Here is an 18,275-nt window from a genome sequence, read left to right as displayed (position 1 = left end):
GGTTGGATGGATTTGGGGTATTAACCTTCAACTTTCAACTTTCAACCTGCAACCTTCAACGTTCATCGCTCCGCGAATTTCTGTACCAGTATGTTTTTCCCGTCGCTGACGTGCAGGACGTAGAGTCCTTTCGCCAGTTGTAGTCCTTGCAGACGTAGGGTATTGGCGCCTGCCTGGGATTGTTCCCGCGAGGTGTGGACGAGACGGCCGGCGGCGTCGTAGATGGAAAATGTCAGTTCAAGGGTACGATCGGTCTGGTAGCGAATGATGAGTTCCGATTCGTTCGCGAATACCTGCAGACCTCCGTGGATCCCTTCGATCTCGCTGGTGCCAACGGCAATGTCGGAAGTACGGCTGAAGAAGATACAGCCGTTCGCGTCGGTCAGTTGTACACTGTAGAGGCCGTCCTGCGTCACGACGAAGAACGAGTCGGTGGCCCCGACGATCGGCGCGCCCATGAAGTACCACTGATAGCTGTCGTAGTCCTGTGTGAGGTAGAGCGTATCGTTCTGGTTGATGAGGATAGGCGCGGTCGGCGGCGCGTACACGTGGATGTAGCCCGGTAGGGTCAGCGTATCGGACTGCAGGCCGTTGTGGGCGATGAGGCTGACGTCGTACGTGCCTGCGAGGTTGTAGCAGATGCCGGTCGGGTCAGTATCGGTACTGGTTGTCGTGGCTGCACCGGGGAAACTCCAGGTGTAGGTGAGGCCATTGACGGATTGGTTGGTGAAGTCGGTACAGGAGCCGACGCAGAGGGTCGTATCTGCCTGGAAGCCGGCTACGACCGAGCTGCACTGCACGATGGAGACCGTGAGGTAACCGGTAAAGGTACCGGTGGTATAGGTGGCCGTCACCATGACGGTGAAGTTGGAGGCCAGGCTGAACACGTGCGCCGGAGTGAAGCTGGTGCTGAAATTGTTCGCGCCGGTGATGGAGTCCCGGAAGTTCCAGGACACGCTGATGAGACCGGCCGTATCGGCGAGGGAGAAGTAGGTGGAATCGCCGAAGCAATTGCCGTTCGCGAGGATGGTGAGGAAGTTGATGTAGTCGGTGCAGAAGTTGGGCAGTCCCCAGTAGGAGAAACGGCCTCCGAGGTTCACGGAATTAATGGAGAGGTTACAAGCGGCACCGAGGGCGTCGGGGTTGTTGATGACACAGAGATCGGCGGTGGAGTTACCGGCGAGGTAGATCTTGCCGTCGGGTGCGAGTTGCAGCGCTCCGAGTGTGCCCATGGTGGTGATGTTCGCGATGAGCGTGCGGCTGGCGTTGATGGTAGCCGCGTTGTTCGAGCTGAGGTCCCACTGGCTGAGTTCGTTGGAGCCTTCGGTGCTGATGTAGAGGCGTTGTCCGCTCGGGGAGAACGCCAGACCATACGGCCAGGTCGTGATGGAAGGAAGCGTGATCGGGTTAGAGAGGACGCCCGTGCCGGGGTTGAAATCGAAGAGTTCGGCGTAGTCGCTGCCCCAGACGGCCATGCCGACTTTGGTATGGCTGGGGCTTACTTTGAGGGCTCCATTGAAATCGGCGAAGTTGGTAAAGACGGTTCCTACGGAGGAGATGACCGGCGTAGTGTTGACGCCGGCAGCGGTGAGCAGATACACCTGGAAGTTGTTGGTCGTGGATTCGTGCGAGAGGATCCAGAAGTCGACCCCGTTGGCATGCTTGACGGCAGCCAGCTTTTCGGTGGTGGGCGTGTAGAGGTTTACATTTTTGGAGGTCACATCACCGAGTCTGCCCTGTGCCGTCATGTCGACGACCGAGTAGCAGAGTCCGCCGGGGCCGTTACCGCCGTCGACGGTGAAGATGTAGTAGGTCGTGAAGGAGCCGGGCTGGCGGATGATGAGCGCGCTTTGGTTGGACGTGTTGCTGCCCAGGAGACCGAAGCCGTTGGGCATGGACGTGTGGTTGCGGTTATAAACCCAGAGACCGTCGGTATAGAACAGCAGGTTGCCGGCAGAATCGCTGATGGCGGAGCAGCCTTCGGCCGTATTGACTTGACCATTGGTTAACGGCACCGGAGCGCCGGAGTTGAAGTCGAGTCCGGCGTTGGCGCCGAAGTACCAGATGTTGGCTTCCCGCTGGGCGATGCTCTGAGTGATGGTGAACAGAAACAAGCCTGCGAGGAGAATGAAGTAGCGCATCATGAAGAAGGGTTAGGGCAATAAAGCTAATGCCTTTTTCCAAGACCCTTTCGGAAAAACCAGTCTGCTGACATTTTATTTGGCGAATGGCAGCCAATCGATAGCCGGCAAGCTGCAAGTTAGCCCTGATGGAGGCGACCGCAGGGAGCCGAGAGCAGGACCGCGGGTGATCGGGCTTGCCAGATCCGCTTCTAATCATTGTTTGCGGACGTATTTCGAGCCTTTTAGGACTTGTCTGCCCTCGGAGGATTCGTTAACTTGAACTAGCGCCTGAGGGCGCCAGGGGTCTATGTTCCGGAAGAGTTTGTCGGCTGGTTTTCTGTCAATCGTCCTGATAGCGCTGTGCATGCGGGTACAGGCCGGGGAGCCGAATTACCGGCGGTTTACCACGGCCGACGGTTTGCCGACGAGCGAGGTGTATGTGATGAAGCAGGACCGTCAGGGTGTGCTTTGGCTGGGGACCGACCATGGTCTCTGCTCGTACGACGGAACCACTTTTCGTACCTATTCGACCCGGCAGGGACTGACCGACAATACGGTGTTTCGGATCGAGGAAGATGCTGGTGGTCGCATCTGGGTGCTGACTTATTCCGGGAGTGTTTTCTATCTGGAGGAAGACAGTATTCGTCCGTTCCCGCATAACAAGGTCCTGACGGATCGAACGCGCAAGTATGTGCCGACCGATCTGCAGGTGGATGCGGCGGGCGGGGTGCGGTTGAACGTGCAGGGCTCCGGCAGTTTTCATGTAAGTCGTGACGGTAAGCTCACGGAAGGTACCCGAAACGGTACGCGATCGCCTTACCGGTATGTGATAGAGCGCACCGGGGAGGGCGTATGTTATCCGCTTATCTTTTATAATGGTGTTTACGAATCGGATCAGCGACTGATCTCCTATGCAGAAGCACGACCCGTCGAATTGAAGATCGAAGGGAAGTTCTCCAACCGTTTCCGGTTGTTACAACCGGATAGCACGCGCTTGTTCTTCAGTGTGGGGAAGGAGCTTTTTGAACAGCGGGCGGGACAAATTGAGCAGTTGTTCCGATTCAACGCGAATGTACTGACCCTGATGCAGGACCGTCATGGAAACATCTGGGTAGGTACGGAAGACGGCGTGTACCGTTTTTCCGAAAAGGCGATGAGCGCGCTACCCGACTGGTATCTGCAGGGCGACCATATCACCTGCATCGCGGAGGACCATGAAGGCGGGTATTGGTTCTCGAGTCTGGTGAACGGGGTTTATTATACACCCGGTTACGGTGTGAACCGTTTGTCGTATCCCGACGGCATGTTGCCGCGCCCGATGCGCATGACGGTGGACGACCAAGGAAGGCTGGTCGTCGCCGACTGGAGCGGCGCGGTGATCCGATATACCGGCGGGCGTCCCGAGGTGCTGGTTGCTTCGGAGCCGCTGTCGCAAGAGCGTCCGATCGGCTGGTTGTCCGCTTTCGCGGGCGATGATCGGGTGTTCATCAGCCGGGCCCGGCCGTCGTATATCCGGGATTCGCGCGAGCGTTTTTTCCTGACGCCGGGCTTGATGGGGACGAAGTCGAATTATCTCCGTTGCGCTGACGGGACGATCTACTGTGCCGGCTCGGCTTCGCTGCATGAAGTGAAAGGAGATTCGCTGGTGGTGACCTGCGAATTGAAATACCGGATCAATTGCCTTGCGGAAGGTCCGCCGGGATATCTGTTGCTGGGGACGAACCAGGGTGTTTTCAAATTCAACCGGAGCACGCATGAGCAATCCGTCTTCGACTCCTCCCTGGTGGGCATACGGGTGGAAGACCTGCAATGGATGGGCGATCAGTTGTTGGTCGCCACCAAAGGGCGTGGTGTATTGTGGCGAAAGCCGGACGGCAGCCAGGAAGTGATCGGAGAAGCGGAGGGTTTGCTCAGCGATATGGTCCACCGGATCTGCGTGGACGGTTACCGGTTGTGGTGCGGGACCAACAAGGGCGTCGGCAGGATCGATTTCAACGAGCGCAAGCGGCAAGTGGTGTCGGTCGGAAATATTCTCCCCGAGTTCGGCCTGATCAGCGATGAAGTGAATGATCTGCTGGTGTTGCGGGATACGCTGTATGCGGCCGGTCCAGGCGGAATCTCGGTGCTGGCCTGTGCCACCAGTTTTCTCAACGCCGTACCGCCGCCGATCTCGATCACGGGTATGAGCGTGAATGAGCGTGGTATTTCTTCGGAGCGCCGAATTCGTCTCGCACACGACGAGAATACCATCCAGGTCCGGTTCAATGCCGTCTCCTTCCGGAGTGGCGGACAACTTCGTTACCGGTATCAGTTGACGAACGGAACCGATACCGTCAGCGGAACCACGACATCACGAGAAGTGCAGTTCCTGGCTTTACGACCGGGCGCTTACCGGTTTTCGGTGACGGCCTTCAATGCATCGGGAGTCGTCAGTGAACAACCGGCGATAGCGGAGTTTCACATTCATCCGGCCTGGTGGCAGACGATCGTGTTCCGGCTTTTACTGGTATTGGTCCTGGTAAGCCTGATCTACCTCCTGTATCGACGCAGATTGAAGCTGATCGGGGCGCGTTACGCGATGGAGCGGAAGCAAGCCAGTTTGCAACTGACCGCCATGCGGGCGCAGATGAACCCGCATTTCATCTTCAATGTGATGAACTCCATCCGGAGTTATATGATGAACAAAGACACGGCTTCCGCCGAGAAGTACCTCACCTCGTTCTCGCGCCTGGTGCGTTATACCCTCGATCATTCGGACGAGCAGGAGGTAAGCCTGGAGGAAGAGTTGAAAGCACTCAGCTCTTATGTGGAGCTGGAGCAGCAGCGGTTTACTTCGCCTTTTCAGTTTAGGATGGACCTGGATCCGGTGGTGGATGTGCAGGAGTTTACGCTACCCTCCCTGCTCTTGCAACCTTTTGTCGAGAATGCCATCAAGCATGGTATTGCGCGTCGTGGTGGAGACGGGAAGATCGTGATCCGGCTGGAAGCGGCTGGCGACGGATTGCGCATCCTGATCGAAGACAACGGGGTCGGACGCCGGGCCGCGGAAGCGCATCGTAGCAGCAGTGATCCGGCGCATGTCTCCCACGGAACCGGTATCGCCTTCGCGCGTATCGAGGCCTTCAACAAAGCCTTTAACCGGAAGATCCGGGCGACCTACTCGGAGTTGAATCCGGGGGATGGGGAGTTTCCGGGGACGCGGGTGGAGATTGGGTTTTGAGTTCCCTGCCTTCGCTAAAGCTTCGGCAGGTGGGCGTGTTGTTTCGTCCCACGTCCCACGCCCCTTGTCCCTCATCTCGCGTGCTTTCTCGCGCCGATTCCTTACCTTGCTAGTACATGGGCACTCTTTCGGCACTGCTGGTTGACGACGAACAGAAGAACCGCGATTCGTTGCGGAAGCTGTTGGAGCTTTATTGTCCGGACGTACAGGTAGTCGGCGAGGCGGACTCGGTGGAGGGGGCCTTGGAAGCATTGGAGCGTCTGGAGCCGGAGCTCGTCTTTTTGGATGTGGAGATGCCGGGTGGCACCGGTTTTGATTTTCTGCGACGAGCCGGGGAGCGGAATTTCCGGGTCATCTTCGTTACCGCGCATTCGCATTATGCGATCAAGGCGATCCGTTTTTCGGCGATCGATTACTTGTTGAAGCCGGTCGACACCGACGACCTGGTCGAGGCGGTGCGTAAGGCCATGGAAGAGCGTTCGCAATCCAGTGCACCGCAGCACCAGCACTTGTTGGAGAGTCTGGGGCAGGCCGGTATCCGCAAACTGGCGATCCCGATCCGTGACGGCATCGCGTTTCTTGCCCCGGAAGAGATCGTACGGTTGGAAGCGGACGGTACCTACACGCATGTCTATACCTTGCAAGGAAAGTACACCGGTACGCGTAACATCAAAGTGTATGAGCAACTCCTGAGCGAGCAGGGTTTTTTTCGCGCGCACCATTCCCACCTGATCAATCTGCGGCATGTCCGGAATTTCAGTCGGGTCGACGGCTATTTTGTCGAGATGGCCGACGGGTCGAGGGTCGAAATCTCCCGCAGAAAAAAGGACGAATTCCTGGAGCGTATGAGTTACGCGGGCGGGAAAGCCTGATGCCGGATCTGCCGGGGGTTAAACCTGATCAGCCAGTTGTTGCATTTACCCGCCGCGGGTTAATCCGGTGCATTCAATCTGCCAAAAGTTTCCATTTTTCCAACATAATCGGGCATTTGCCGAGGCAAACACCAGCTCCATGCGCCGGAAATTCAGTGACGCCTTCAAGCAACAGGTACTTGCGGAACACGTGCAAGGCCGGTTGTCGTTAAGCGAAATTGCCCGGAAATATGATATTGAAGTCCGGTTGCTCAAGTCCTGGATGAACGAGAGCGCTGCTTCCCTGAACGGGCGCGAGTCAGGAATACCCATGACCGGAGAGCATTTACAAAAATGACCCGGAGTCAAGTTAACTGTCCAACGAAACACACGCACATCATGACCACCTTTACGCTTGCACATCGCCCGTTGACGCGACTCCTTTCGGGTCTGCTTTTCTGCCTGTTTCTGTTTGGCCAGACGGAGCGGGCGACCGCGCAGGGGCAGAGTTTTCCCTGCGTGTTGAAATGCCGGGATACGACCATCTGTTTCAACCTGCCGGATTCGATGGTGCAATTGCTGCCACCCGCCTACGCACCGGCGGGACCGGTGATCGGCAATGGACCCGATTGCCAGTTCGATTCCATCTGGAGCAATGCGCCGGGCGTGTATCCGGTCGGTACCACGGTCGTGACCTGGTATGTATGGGCTCCTCCCGGACGACTGGATTCCTGCACGATGAACGTAGTGCGCAATCCACCATCCTCGTATACGATCAGTTTTACCACCAGTCCGCCGATCGTCGGTGGCGTGATCAACATCTGTAACGGACAATCGATCACCTTCAACGACAACTCCACCGGTATCAGTGGTTTGTTGTGGAACTTCGGGAATGGTTATTACAGCAGCAACGCGACGCATACCGAACCGGCCTGGCATTATCCGCCCGGAACGTATTACGATACTCTGACGGTCTACGACGATTGCGGTTCACCGCACGATACGGCCTTCATGGTGGTGGTGGATTCGGCTTCGGGTCCGGATATCACCTGCATTTCGGTACAGTGTCCGGGCGACACGGTTACCTATCACACCAGCGCGGTGTGTACGAATTATACCTGGACGGTGACGGGCGGCACCTTCCTGACACCACCGCCTCCCACATCGGATTCCTGTACGGTGATCTGGGGCAGTGGTCCCTCGGGTACGATCTCGCTCAGCGTCAGTGGTTGTACACCGCCGCTCAACTGCCCGAACCCGACGATCAAGACCGTCAGCATCGTTCCCGCGACATTACCGATCGCGGGTGATACGATCGTCTGTTCCGGTTCCACCTCGACGTATTGTGTCGAATGCATCCCGGGTAATATTCACAACTGGGAACTGATGCCGGCAAACGCCGGGACCATCAGCGGGCAGGGGACCTGTTGCCTGACGATCCAGTGGGCGCCGGGATTTGCCGGAACAGTGACCTTGACCCTGAACTACCAGAACATCCTCACCGGATCGGGTTGTAATCTGCCGGGCAACTGTCGCGATGACCACAACTGCGGCGGTACTGCTTCCATCACCATTCATGTGAAGCCCATCTTCGGGATATCGGGTCCTGCTACGGTTTGCCCGAACGTGACGAGTTCGCCCTTCAACGGCATGAACCTCACGACCAACACCATCGAGCCTGCCACGAGTTGGAAGGTACAGACGCCGGTACCTTCGATTCTCAACTTCGCTACCACGGCGGCCTTCAATGCATACACCTGGAATGCCGGCCCCGGCTCGTACTACGTGACGGCCTATGCGCCGGCGGGAGTCTACTGTAACGACTCCGCCTTCAAGGCCGTGACCGTACTCGACATGATCGCACCGGCCGCGATCAGCGGGCCGGATACCGTTTGTCCGGGTGTCTCGTATCTGTACAACACCGTTCCGAATATGAACGGTGTCACGTACAACTGGACCGTGACGAACGGAACGATCATCGGCCCCGCGAACGGGAACAGCGTGATGATCCAGTGGAACGCGGGAGGCGGTAGTGTAAACGTATCGCAGACGCTGACCAATCCTCCGGGATGTACCAGTCCTGCATCGGCCACGTTCAGCGTTTATGTCTGGCCGCCCTTCAGTCTGCCGACCATCACACCGAGTGTACCGATCGCCTGTGTGAAGAGCACGATCGTTTATTCGATACCGCCCTCCCTGATCAGCAACGGTACGTACACCTGGTCCGTGGTTCCCTCTACTGCCGGGAATATCTTGTCGGCGAACGGGACGAACCAGATCACGATCCGATGGATCGACGCATCGAACGGACCGATCTTCGTGAAGTTGAAAATCGAGCGGTGCTATGCCGACTCGGTGATGTTCCCGGTGAATTTGCTGGGCTTGCCGCCGGTGCCGAACATCGTGGCGCCCGCTACGGTCTGCAAGAACAGCCTGGTGAACTTCTCCACTTCGAGTCCGGGACCGGTTTGGAATTGGAACTTCGGTGACGCGGGAACCGCCAATACGCAGAATGCCTCGCATACGTATGTAACCGCAGGTAATTTCAATGTATTCCTTGCCGTGACGAACGCGAACGGATGTTCAGACACGGCCTTCACGACCATCCAAGTCGATGACATACCGCAGTTGCCGGTGATTACCGGTCCGGCTTCGGTTTGTTCGGGCAGTACGGTTACTTATACGTTCACGCAGCCGGTATTTCCTGGCGCCAATTACGTCTGGACTGTCACGGCACCGGGGGTGCTACAGGCAGGCCAGGGGACCAACACGATCACGGTGAAATGGAATTCGCCGGGCTCTGGAACCGTGTCGCTGGCGGTGCAGTCGAGTTGTCCGCCGGGACCAGTTACTCCAATGAATGTAGTGGTCAACGCGCTGCCTACCGCCTCGATCGGTATTCCATCCCCTCTGTGTATCGGTGCGCCCTTGACCTTTACGGGAGCGGGCGGGGTGACCTACAACTGGAGTTTCCCGGGTGCGGGAAATGTGAATCTCACCAACCAGGCAGCGCCGGTGGTGACCTACAATGCTACCGGCAATTTCGGCGCGAGTCTTTCGATCATTGACGCGAACGGTTGTACGGCCAATACGAACGTGACGTTTACGATCAATCCCTTACCACTGGTGAACGTGACGGCGAATGAGATCTGTAATTTCCCAGCCAGTGTCACCTTCAATACGATCAATACCGGTGGTTATACCTATCTCTGGAGCACCGGCGCTACGACCGCGTCGATCACGCAAACCCTGACGGGTCCGACGACCTATTCCGTTACCGTCACCAACGCGTTCGGGTGTACCAACACCGGATCGAAAACCATCAACGGCGGTGTCTGCAATTCGATTCCGGGCGTATGCGTCGTGAACGACAGTATTGATTTCACTTCGGTGCCGCCTTTGTGTCTTACCACGACATTCACGAAGATCTACAGTGGCAATTTCACCGGCTGGGATTTCGGAGACGGCAGCAATGCCGGGCCGATCAGTCCGATCACCCATACCTTCCCGACACCCGGTGTTTACAATGTGACTGTGCAGGGATTCGCCATTGGTATGGATGCGATGGGGCAACCGTGTACCACGTCCATTGCACGAACGCATCCGGTTACGATTCCATTCGACGCTGCCTTCAATGTGACCTACCAGTGTAACGGCCTGGGGCAGATGCAGACAATCATCAACAATACTTCGTTGTATCTGAACAGCGCGGCATCCTATAGTTGGAACTGGTACCTCGACGGAAACGGAACGCCGTTCAGTTCGGTCCACTCTCCAGCGAATCAGTTGTTCGCCGCCGGTCCGCACAACATCACCCTGATCATCAGCGATCCGGGTGGGACCCTGGCCACTTGTACGCTGACCGTTGCGGTCAATGTGCCCGTACCCGTCACGGCGGCCGCGAATCCGCCGGCAACTCCGCCGTTTTGTGCGGGTACGCCGGTGAACTTCTCTGACGCTTCGTTTGCAGCGCCTACTTCCTGGACCTGGGATTTTTACAACAACGGTATCAACTTGTCCAACTTGCAGAATCCGCAGTTCACCTACCCGGCAGCGGGAAGCTTCACGTACAAGCTGACGGTCGGTGACCAATACGGTTGCAGCAGTTCGACGACCGGACCGATCACCATCAACGCGGCGGGTACGGGTACGATCACGATCAACAACACCTTCTGTGATTCCATTCAACTCACCGCATCCGGAGTAGGACCGTTCACCTGGTCGAACGTTGTCAGTCAACCGGTACCGGATAATCCATTCTACGTAAAGCAAAACGGCTACTATTCGGTTACCGGTTACAATCCTTCTTTCGGTTGTCCGTACAAAGCCACGGTCGGTCCGCTGACGGTAAAGAAATCGCCGAACGCGTCCATCTCCGGTAAAACGCAGTATTGTCAGGGTGAAAACCTCGATCTGAAGACCAGCACGGCGGGTGTTACTGTTTCGTGGAACCTGTATCCGTCGGGACCGGTGCTCGGTACCAATCCCAACCTGACGATTCCCGCGAACACTGCGGGCACCTTCACTTATCAGGTTACGCTGACAGCAGCGAATGGTTGTACGGCTACGGATACGATCTCAGTAACGGTGGATCCGGTTCCATCTTCCGCGGTGATCGTGGCTTCAGGTCCGTTGACCTTCTGCGAAGGCGACTCGGTGAAATTGCAGGTTGTTCCTGCCGCCGGCAGTTACCTCTGGTCAAAGTCGCCCACCCCGCCTTTGTCGCCCCCGTCGAATACCAATTCGTTCATCTGGGTTACGCAGAGTGGCACCTATTCCGTAATCGCTCAGACGGTGAACGGATGTTCCTATCCCAACATTGCTCCGGTAACGGTGACGGTCAATCCCTTGCCGGCGATCACGATCACCGGCGATACCATTGTTTGCAGCGGGAAGGGCCTCAGTTTATTGGCCACCCAGATAGCAGGTGCCACCTACAGTTGGGTAGGTCCGAATTTCGTCAGCGGTGCCAACCCGATGTACCAACCGAACATGCAATTGTCGGATGCGGGAGTGTATACGGTGACCATCACCAGCCCGAACGGTTGTACGACCACACGATCGGTGAATGTAGTCGTGAATCCGAGTCCGGTTGCTCCGGTCATTCAATCGAATCCCGGCGGTATCCTGTGTGAGGGCAGCTTGTTCAATCTCTTTGTAACCAATCCTGCAGGCGCAGGGCACACTTATAACTGGAGTACCGGACAACTGGGCTTGAGTATCAATGCTGCTTTGGTGGGCGACTATTGGGTAATGGTCACCAACTCATTCGGTTGTAAAGCCAACAGCAACATCCTGACCATTCATCCGCGTCCGGATCTGAGTTGCGCGCCAACCGGATGTTATGAATTCTGCAACGAGTGTGATTCGGTTACGATTCCCGGTCCCGCCGGCATGGCAACCTACACCTGGCAGATCTTCGTCCCGAACATGTTCGTATACTACAGCAACAGCCAGAATCTGACCGTGCTTCCTCCGGGCGGACAGTTCAACCTGGTGGCTACTAACCAATGGGGTTGCGCGGATACTACGGATACGCTCAATATTCACTTTGAAGATTGTTGTCCGGCTCCGGACCTGTTTACCTGTCTCGATACCTGTGAGAATTTCGACGATAACCTGCTGAACGATTTCGGGCCTGATCCGAATGCATCGAATGTGATCGTCTCCACTTCGAATGTCAATTCGCAGGGCGGGCCGGGTGATTATTATCTGTTCGTACAGGACCAGCCCGGCGCTTCGGGTGTGTTGGGCAGTTATCTGTTCGACGGGAAATGGTGTTGCGGAAGTTTCTGTTTTGATTTCCGGTTGTTGAACGACGGCGGAGTGGGTGGTAACGTGAATCCTTCCGTTACCATCATGAGCGGCACGCTCGGTTTCACCTTTACTTCTACGATCAATGCCAATCAGAACAACGGCTGGCATTCGGTCTGTGCGCCGATCACGGATTGCAATCCTGCTCCTGCCGGACCCGGCGGAGCCTGGACGCCGGTAGGAGCGACCTTGCCGACCGACTGGACAACCGTCTTGTCGAACGTTACGGAAGTGATCTTCCCCGCGGATTACAATGCCGCGCCGGATGAAGCGAGCGCGCTCGACAATATCTGTCTCAATTCGGATGTGCCCGATATCGATGCAGGTCCGGATACTACGATTTGTGTCGGTTCGGTTGTCACCCTGCACGTAAGCGGTTGTACGGGTACACCGACCTGGTCGCAGATCTCCGGTGATTCTTTGATCCCGTTGAACAACGGGCCGTTCATCGATGTCATGCCCTTGCAAAATACCTGCTATGTCGTTACCTGTTGCGGCTACCAGGCTTGTTGTTGTGATACCGATACGGTTTGTGTCAACGTGCGGCCGCTCCCGCAACTGCAATGGAATCTTCCGTTCACCCCCGTATGTCTGGGAAGTGATTCGATCTACCTTGATACGGCGAATGTTTCGGTATTTGTGAACAACAATTGGATCCCGCTCGCCAACGCAGGTGGCACCTGGGTATTCAGCGGCGCCAATGTGATCGGAAATTATTTCTACCCGAACCTGCTCGGGCCGAATGCTGTCACGTTGACCTATACGGATTCTGCCGGCTGCAGCGCGAGCCTGACCAAGTACATCGGCGTGATTTTCTGTTGTCCCGATACCTGCGAGGCGGATGCCGGCCCGGATCATGTTGTCTGCCTTGGTCAGCCGTTCATCCTACAGACGGCCGGCTGTGATTCGTCCAAATGGTACGCGATCTCCGGCGATTCCCTGGTTCTGGTCGGAAATACGCCATCTGTGGACGTGTTTCCGATGCAGAATACCTGCTATGTCCTGGTGTGCTATGAAGACTGCTGTGTTGATACGGATACTGTCTGTCTGACGGTCAACCCACCGCCCCAGATTCAATGGGCGTTCGCCTACACGCCGGTCTGCCAATTCGCTGATTCCATTCTCCTGGATACCGCACAGATCACGGTATACATCAACAATACCTGGGTACCCTTGGCGAATGCGCCGGGAACCTGGAGTTTCTCGGGTGTGAACGTAGTAGGGAACTACTTCTATCCGAATCAGCTTGGACTGAATGCCGTGACCTTTACCTACACCGACAGCCTGGGTTGCAGCGCGTCGCTTACCAAGTATTTCAGCGTGATCTACTGTTGTCCCGATACCTGCGAGGCGGATGCCGGCCCGGATCATGTTGTCTGCCTTGGTCAGCCGTTCATTCTGCAGACGGCCGGCTGTGATTCCTCGAAATGGTACGCGATCTCCGGCGATTCGCTGGTTTTGGTCGGCAATACTCCGATTGTGGATGTATTCCCGATGCAGAATACCTGCTATGTCCTGGTCTGCTACGAGGGTTGTTGTGTCGATACCGATACGGTTTGTCTGACGGTCAACCCGCCGCCGCAGATCCAATGGGCTTTCGCTTACACACCGGTCTGCCAGTTCGCTGATTCCATCCTCCTGGATACCGCTCAGATCACGGTATACATCAACAATGCCTGGGTGCCGTTGGCGAACGCGCCGGGTACCTGGAGTTTCTCCGGGGTGAATGTTATCGGAAACTACTTCTATCCGAACCAACTTGGTCCGAATGCCGTCACCTTTACCTACACCGACAGCCTGGGTTGCAGTGCTTCGCTTACCGAGTATTTCAGTGTGATCTACTGTTGCCCGGATACCTGCGAGGCGGATGCCGGCCCGGATCATGTTGTCTGCCTTGGTCAGCCGTTCATCCTCCAGACGGCCGGCTGCGATTCGTCCAAGTGGTACGCGATCTCCGGCGATTCCCTGGTATTAGTCGGCAATACTCCGATCGTGGATGTATTCCCGATGCAGAACACCTGCTATGTCCTGGTGTGTTACGAGGGGTGTTGTGTTGATACGGATACGGTTTGTCTGACGGTGAATCCTCCACCCCAGATCCAGTGGCCGTTCAGCCTGGCACCGGTATGTCAATTCAGCGATTCCATTTACCTGGATACCGCGCTGGTGACGGTTTATATCAACAATTCCTGGGTGCCGTTGGCGAACGCGCCGGGAACCTGGAGTTTCTCCGGTGTGAATGTGGTCGGGAACTATTTCTTCCCGAACCAATTGGGCTCCAACCCGGTTGTTTTCACCTATACCGACAGCCTCGGTTGCAGTGCGTCGATTACGAAGTATATCAATGTAATCGCCTGTTGTCTGGATACCTGTGACGCCAATGCGGGACCTGACCAGGTGATCTGCGCCGGTCAACCACTCACCTTGCAAACGGCAGGCTGTGATTCGACGACCTGGTTCGAGATCTTCGAAGGTGAATTGCAACCAGTAGGGCAGGGGCCAATCATCGACCTCTTCCCGATGCAGAGCACCTGTTATGTTCTGGTGTGCTCGAACGGTTGTTGCTCAGATACGGATACTGTCTGTGTAACCGTGAACCCCGTGCCGATCCTGCAATGGCCTTGTTTCCTGTCTTCCATCTGCGTTGATGCGGGCCCGCAGGCATTGAGTGATTCTTCGATCCTGGTTTGGCAGGGAAATGCCTGGATTCCGGCGAACCTCGCTGCCGGAACCGGGTACTTCACCGGTCCGGGCATTTTCGCGAATGTCTTCACCCCACCGGGTATCGGTTCATTCCTCGTCAGCTACACTTTTGTCGATACCAACGGTTGCTCGACTACGGTGACGAACGCGATCACGGTCATCCAGTGTGGCGGTTGCGATACGGCAGCATGCAACTGTAACAATGTTCCGCCGCCTCCGCCACCGACCATTACCATCGTCAGCGTCGATCCCGACAATTGCTTCAACGACGGTTGCATACATGCCACGTTCACGGGTTGTTGTCTCCTGTTCAGTTATTCCTATTTCGATCCGTGCAACCCGCTCTTATCGTACAGCATCGCGCAGACGCCGGATTCCAACATCTTCTGCAACCTGCGGGCAGGTAACTATATCATCTATGTTCAGGATGCCTGTGGCAATTTCACGCAGCAGAGTGTGACCGTCCCCTTGGCCAGCGGTCCGTTGACGGCCATCCTGAATTTTTCGCAGTGCGGAGATTCGGTTTGTGTGGCAGTGGAGGGCGGATGTGCTCCTTACACCTTCGATTGGGGCAATGGCCCTACTACGGATCAGTGCATTGCCCTGGAGGAGCGTTGTGTTATGCGTACAGTGACCATCACCGATGCCCGTGGTTGCAGTGTCACGAAAACGATCACGGTTCCGCGCTTTGATTTCGTAGCGGTCCAACCGCATTGTTGTCTGAACAACGGCAGTATCTGCATCGAGGGTTGCTTCGGACCGCAACCGTATTTCTACTCCTGGAGCAACGGAGCCACGACTTCCTGCATAGCAGGACTGGGTGCGGGAACGTATTGTGTAACCGTTACCAATCGTGACGGAGAGCAATTCACCTGTTGCTACACCTTGTCGGATGCCGGATTTGTTCCGCCTTCCGTCAGTTTCAATTTCTCCAACTGCGGCAGCATGGTAACAGCGGTGATCAACGGAAACGGATGCGGCAATTATTCTTATCACTGGCAGAATAACAGCACTGAACCGTTCTTCGAGGGCGCGAATGCCTGTGATTCACTCACCTTTACGATCGTTGGCTGTGACGGAAGTCAACACCACTACGGGTTCCGTGTGCCAGCGGTTTTGCCCTCCATTTCGCCGGTCAGCTGCGCGACAGGGCTTGGATCAATTTGCATCGACCTGCAATGTTACCGGGGGAATGTGACGGGATATTTCTGGACCGGCGTCCCGATCGGAGCAGGTTCGAGTTGTGTCGCGGTGCCTCCCGGCACCTATACAGTTTGCATCACGAACGACTATGGTGATATGATCTGTTGCAATGTATTCCTGCCACCCGTTACGGGTGGAGGTCCGTTGGTGACGCTTAGCTCCACACCTGTGGGGTGTCTGGGTATCAACGACGGTACAGCTTCCAGCACGGTGAGCGGTGGTTCGCCACCTTATACGTATGCCTGGAGCAATGGAGCCACCACGCCTTCCATTGCAGGATTGGCAGCCGGACTCTATACGTTGACCGTCACCGATGCGAACGGATGTTCGACCACGCTTTCGGTCGTGGTGCGGCGTTCTTTCTGTCCGATCGATCTGCACCTGGATATCCTGATCGAGGGCTTTACCTTATCGGGTACCGTTGCGGCACCGATGGGCAACGGTGGTTCGGGCGGTTGTCTCTTCCTCAACGGTACCTCAACGAATCCGGCGGATGTGGATTCCATCAACATCGCGTTGGTTGATTCCGCCAGTGGTCTGGTTGGATTGGAAGGTGTGGGGATCGTTCAGGATGACGGTTCAGTTGCGGTATCCTGGTCCGACAGCCTGCTGATCGGCGAACGGTGTTACATCCGGGTGCGTCATCGTAACAGCCTGGAAACCTGGAGCGCGGTACCGCTGACCGTGCAGTCGGTCATGTCCTATGACTTCTCCAGTTCGGCCGGCAGCGCGTACGGGGCTAACCTGCGCGAACTGGGTAACGGTCGATTCGCGCTCTGGAGCGGTGATGTGAATCAGGATCAGTTGATCGAGGCCTCGGATTATACAGCGGTTGAAAACGCGGCACTGAATTTCGTCTTCGGCTATGTGCCGACTGACCTGACCGGTGACCTTTTGGTCGAAGCGACCGATTATTCCATCGTCGAGAACAACATGATGCTATTCCTGTTCACCATACAACCTTGAAGCCCTTAGTGCCGGTTGTTTGCCGGCAGGGACGTGGACAAAGCCGTCGGATGATTCCGGCGGCTTTTTTAATTGGTAACGGGAAGGTTGAGAACGAATTCGGTGTATTCATTCTCCTTGCTCTCGACACGGATGCTGCCGCCGTGGGCGGTCATGATATCGTGGCTGATGCTTAGTCCCAATCCGGTGCCCTGTCCGGCAGGTTTTGTGGTAAAAAAGGGTTGAAAAATCTTGTTCAGTTTATCTTCCGGGATGCCGCTTCCGTTGTCGCGGATACGGATTTCGATTTCCTTTTTACCCGGCATGAAAAGCGTGCGGACGTGCACGCTCACCTTGGGCAGGTGCCGGCCTTTGACTGCGTAAAAGGCGTTGTTGAACAGGTTCAGGAACACCCGTGCGATATCCTGTGGTATGCAGGTGGTTTCCGGAATGTTGGGCTCGTAATTCTTCTCGAGTGTGCAGTTGAAATCGGGAACATTCGCTCGCATTCCGTGGAAGGCGAGGTTGAGGTACTCGTCGCACAGCTGATCGAGGTGAATCAGTTCGCGCGACCGGCTGCTGGAGCGGGCATGGTCCAGCATGCTCGAGACGATGGAGTCCGCGCGGTGGCCGTGGAAGCGGATCTTCTCGAGGTTCTGCTGGATGTCGGAAAAGATCGCTTCGCGTTCTTCCGGATCCTCGCATTCGTGCAGTTCCTTGATCAGGTCGTTTGTCAGTACCGAGAAATTGTTCACGAAGTTCAGCGGATTCTTGATCTCGTGAGCGATTCCGGCAGTGAGTTGGCCGAGTGAAGCCAGTTTCTCCTGCTGGATCAGTTGTTCCTGGGTTACCTTCAGTTCCGCGATGGCTTTTTCGAGGTCTTCGTTTTTCTTTTGGATATCCGCTGTCCGCTCGCGTACCATGTTTTCCAGCTCGCGCTGGCGGGAACGGAGTTGCGCAATGATGGTGGTATTCTGACCGCGCAGACGTTTCAGCATCACCTTGATGATGTCCTTGGTAACGTCCGGGTATTTGTTGATGATGCGGTAAAAGTCGTTTTGCAGAATCGTGCCGGTCACACAGGGCGTAGCGGCGGAAACAGAAAGTGAACGGGGTTCGTCGTCGAGTAGCGAGAATTCACCGAAAAAACTGCCTTCGTGCAGGCTGGCCACGACAAAGTCGCCATCGTGAATGTGCACCTTGCCCGACAGGATAACGTACATGCTGTTTCCTTCATCGCCCTGGTTGATGATCCGGTCTTCCGCCCGGAAACTGGAAATCAGCATCTTTTTACAGAGTTCCTCGATTACATTCGTAGGAACGTGCTCAAACAGCTCCACCTGCTGCAGGATGCGCAGGGTTTTTTCGTAGGGGACGCTGTTCAGGGACATGCAATTATCGGGTCGCCGAAGGTAA

General features: G+C 56.1%; 6 protein-coding genes. 4 read left to right on the top strand and 2 right to left on the bottom strand.

Going from position 1 to position 18,275, the window contains the following annotated elements; translation table 11 throughout:
• Positions 1 to 62 precede the first annotated feature (62 nt).
• A complete protein-coding gene (locus tag IPJ96_12060) occupies positions 63 to 2,144 on the bottom strand; it encodes a T9SS type A sorting domain-containing protein (protein ID MBK7911064.1) in 2,082 nt (693 codons plus the stop codon).
• 343 nt (positions 2,145 to 2,487) lie between these two features.
• On the opposite strand from IPJ96_12060, the gene IPJ96_12055 reads away from it, so the two are divergent.
• The 4 genes from IPJ96_12055 to IPJ96_12040 all read left to right on the top strand — a co-directional run bounded on the left by IPJ96_12055 (position 2,488) and on the right by IPJ96_12040 (position 16,880).
• On the top strand, positions 2,488 to 5,343 hold the full coding sequence (locus tag IPJ96_12055) for a histidine kinase (protein MBK7911063.1): 2,856 nt from the start codon (positions 2,488 to 2,490) through the stop codon (positions 5,341 to 5,343).
• 116 nt (positions 5,344 to 5,459) lie between these two features.
• Complete coding sequence (locus tag IPJ96_12050) at positions 5,460 to 6,215, top strand: response regulator transcription factor (GenBank protein MBK7911062.1); 756 nt, start codon at positions 5,460 to 5,462, stop codon at positions 6,213 to 6,215.
• A gap of 139 nt (positions 6,216 to 6,354) precedes the next feature.
• Positions 6,355 to 6,552 carry a transposase gene (locus IPJ96_12045; protein ID MBK7911061.1) on the top strand — a complete coding sequence of 66 codons (198 nt, stop codon included), beginning with the start codon at positions 6,355 to 6,357 and terminating at the stop codon, positions 6,550 to 6,552.
• A 41-nt stretch (positions 6,553 to 6,593) separates the two neighbouring features.
• Positions 6,594 to 16,880, top strand: a complete 10,287-nt coding sequence (locus tag IPJ96_12040) for a PKD domain-containing protein (GenBank protein MBK7911060.1) — start codon at positions 6,594 to 6,596, stop codon at positions 16,878 to 16,880.
• Between the two features lie 68 nt (positions 16,881 to 16,948).
• Here the strand turns inward: IPJ96_12040 and IPJ96_12035 are convergent, their stop codons facing one another.
• A complete protein-coding gene (locus tag IPJ96_12035) occupies positions 16,949 to 18,250 on the bottom strand; it encodes a cyclic nucleotide-binding domain-containing protein (GenBank protein ID MBK7911059.1) in 1,302 nt (433 codons plus the stop codon).
• Positions 18,251 to 18,275: the final 25 nt, after the last annotated feature.

The organism is Bacteroidota bacterium (assembly GCA_016713765.1).
Classification (GTDB): Bacteria; Bacteroidota; Bacteroidia; order AKYH767-A; family 2013-40CM-41-45; genus Pollutiaquabacter; species Pollutiaquabacter aromativorans.
Note: the sequence above shows the minus strand (reverse complement) of the source record. Positions and strands in the feature narration are given on the sequence as shown.

Excerpts from the sequence above, each read along its gene's own strand:
- IPJ96_12060 (MBK7911064.1), bottom strand. The coding sequence starts at position 2,144 with ATGATGCGCTACTTCATTCTCCTCGCAGGCTTGTTTCTGTTCACCATC.
- IPJ96_12055 (MBK7911063.1), top strand. The coding sequence starts at position 2,488 with ATGCGGGTACAGGCCGGGGAGCCGAATTACCGGCGGTTTACCACGGCC.
- IPJ96_12050 (MBK7911062.1), top strand. The coding sequence starts at position 5,460 with ATGGGCACTCTTTCGGCACTGCTGGTTGACGACGAACAGAAGAACCGC.
- IPJ96_12045 (MBK7911061.1), top strand. The coding sequence starts at position 6,355 with ATGCGCCGGAAATTCAGTGACGCCTTCAAGCAACAGGTACTTGCGGAA.
- IPJ96_12040 (MBK7911060.1), top strand. The coding sequence starts at position 6,594 with ATGACCACCTTTACGCTTGCACATCGCCCGTTGACGCGACTCCTTTCG.
- IPJ96_12035 (MBK7911059.1), bottom strand. The coding sequence starts at position 18,250 with ATGTCCCTGAACAGCGTCCCCTACGAAAAAACCCTGCGCATCCTGCAG.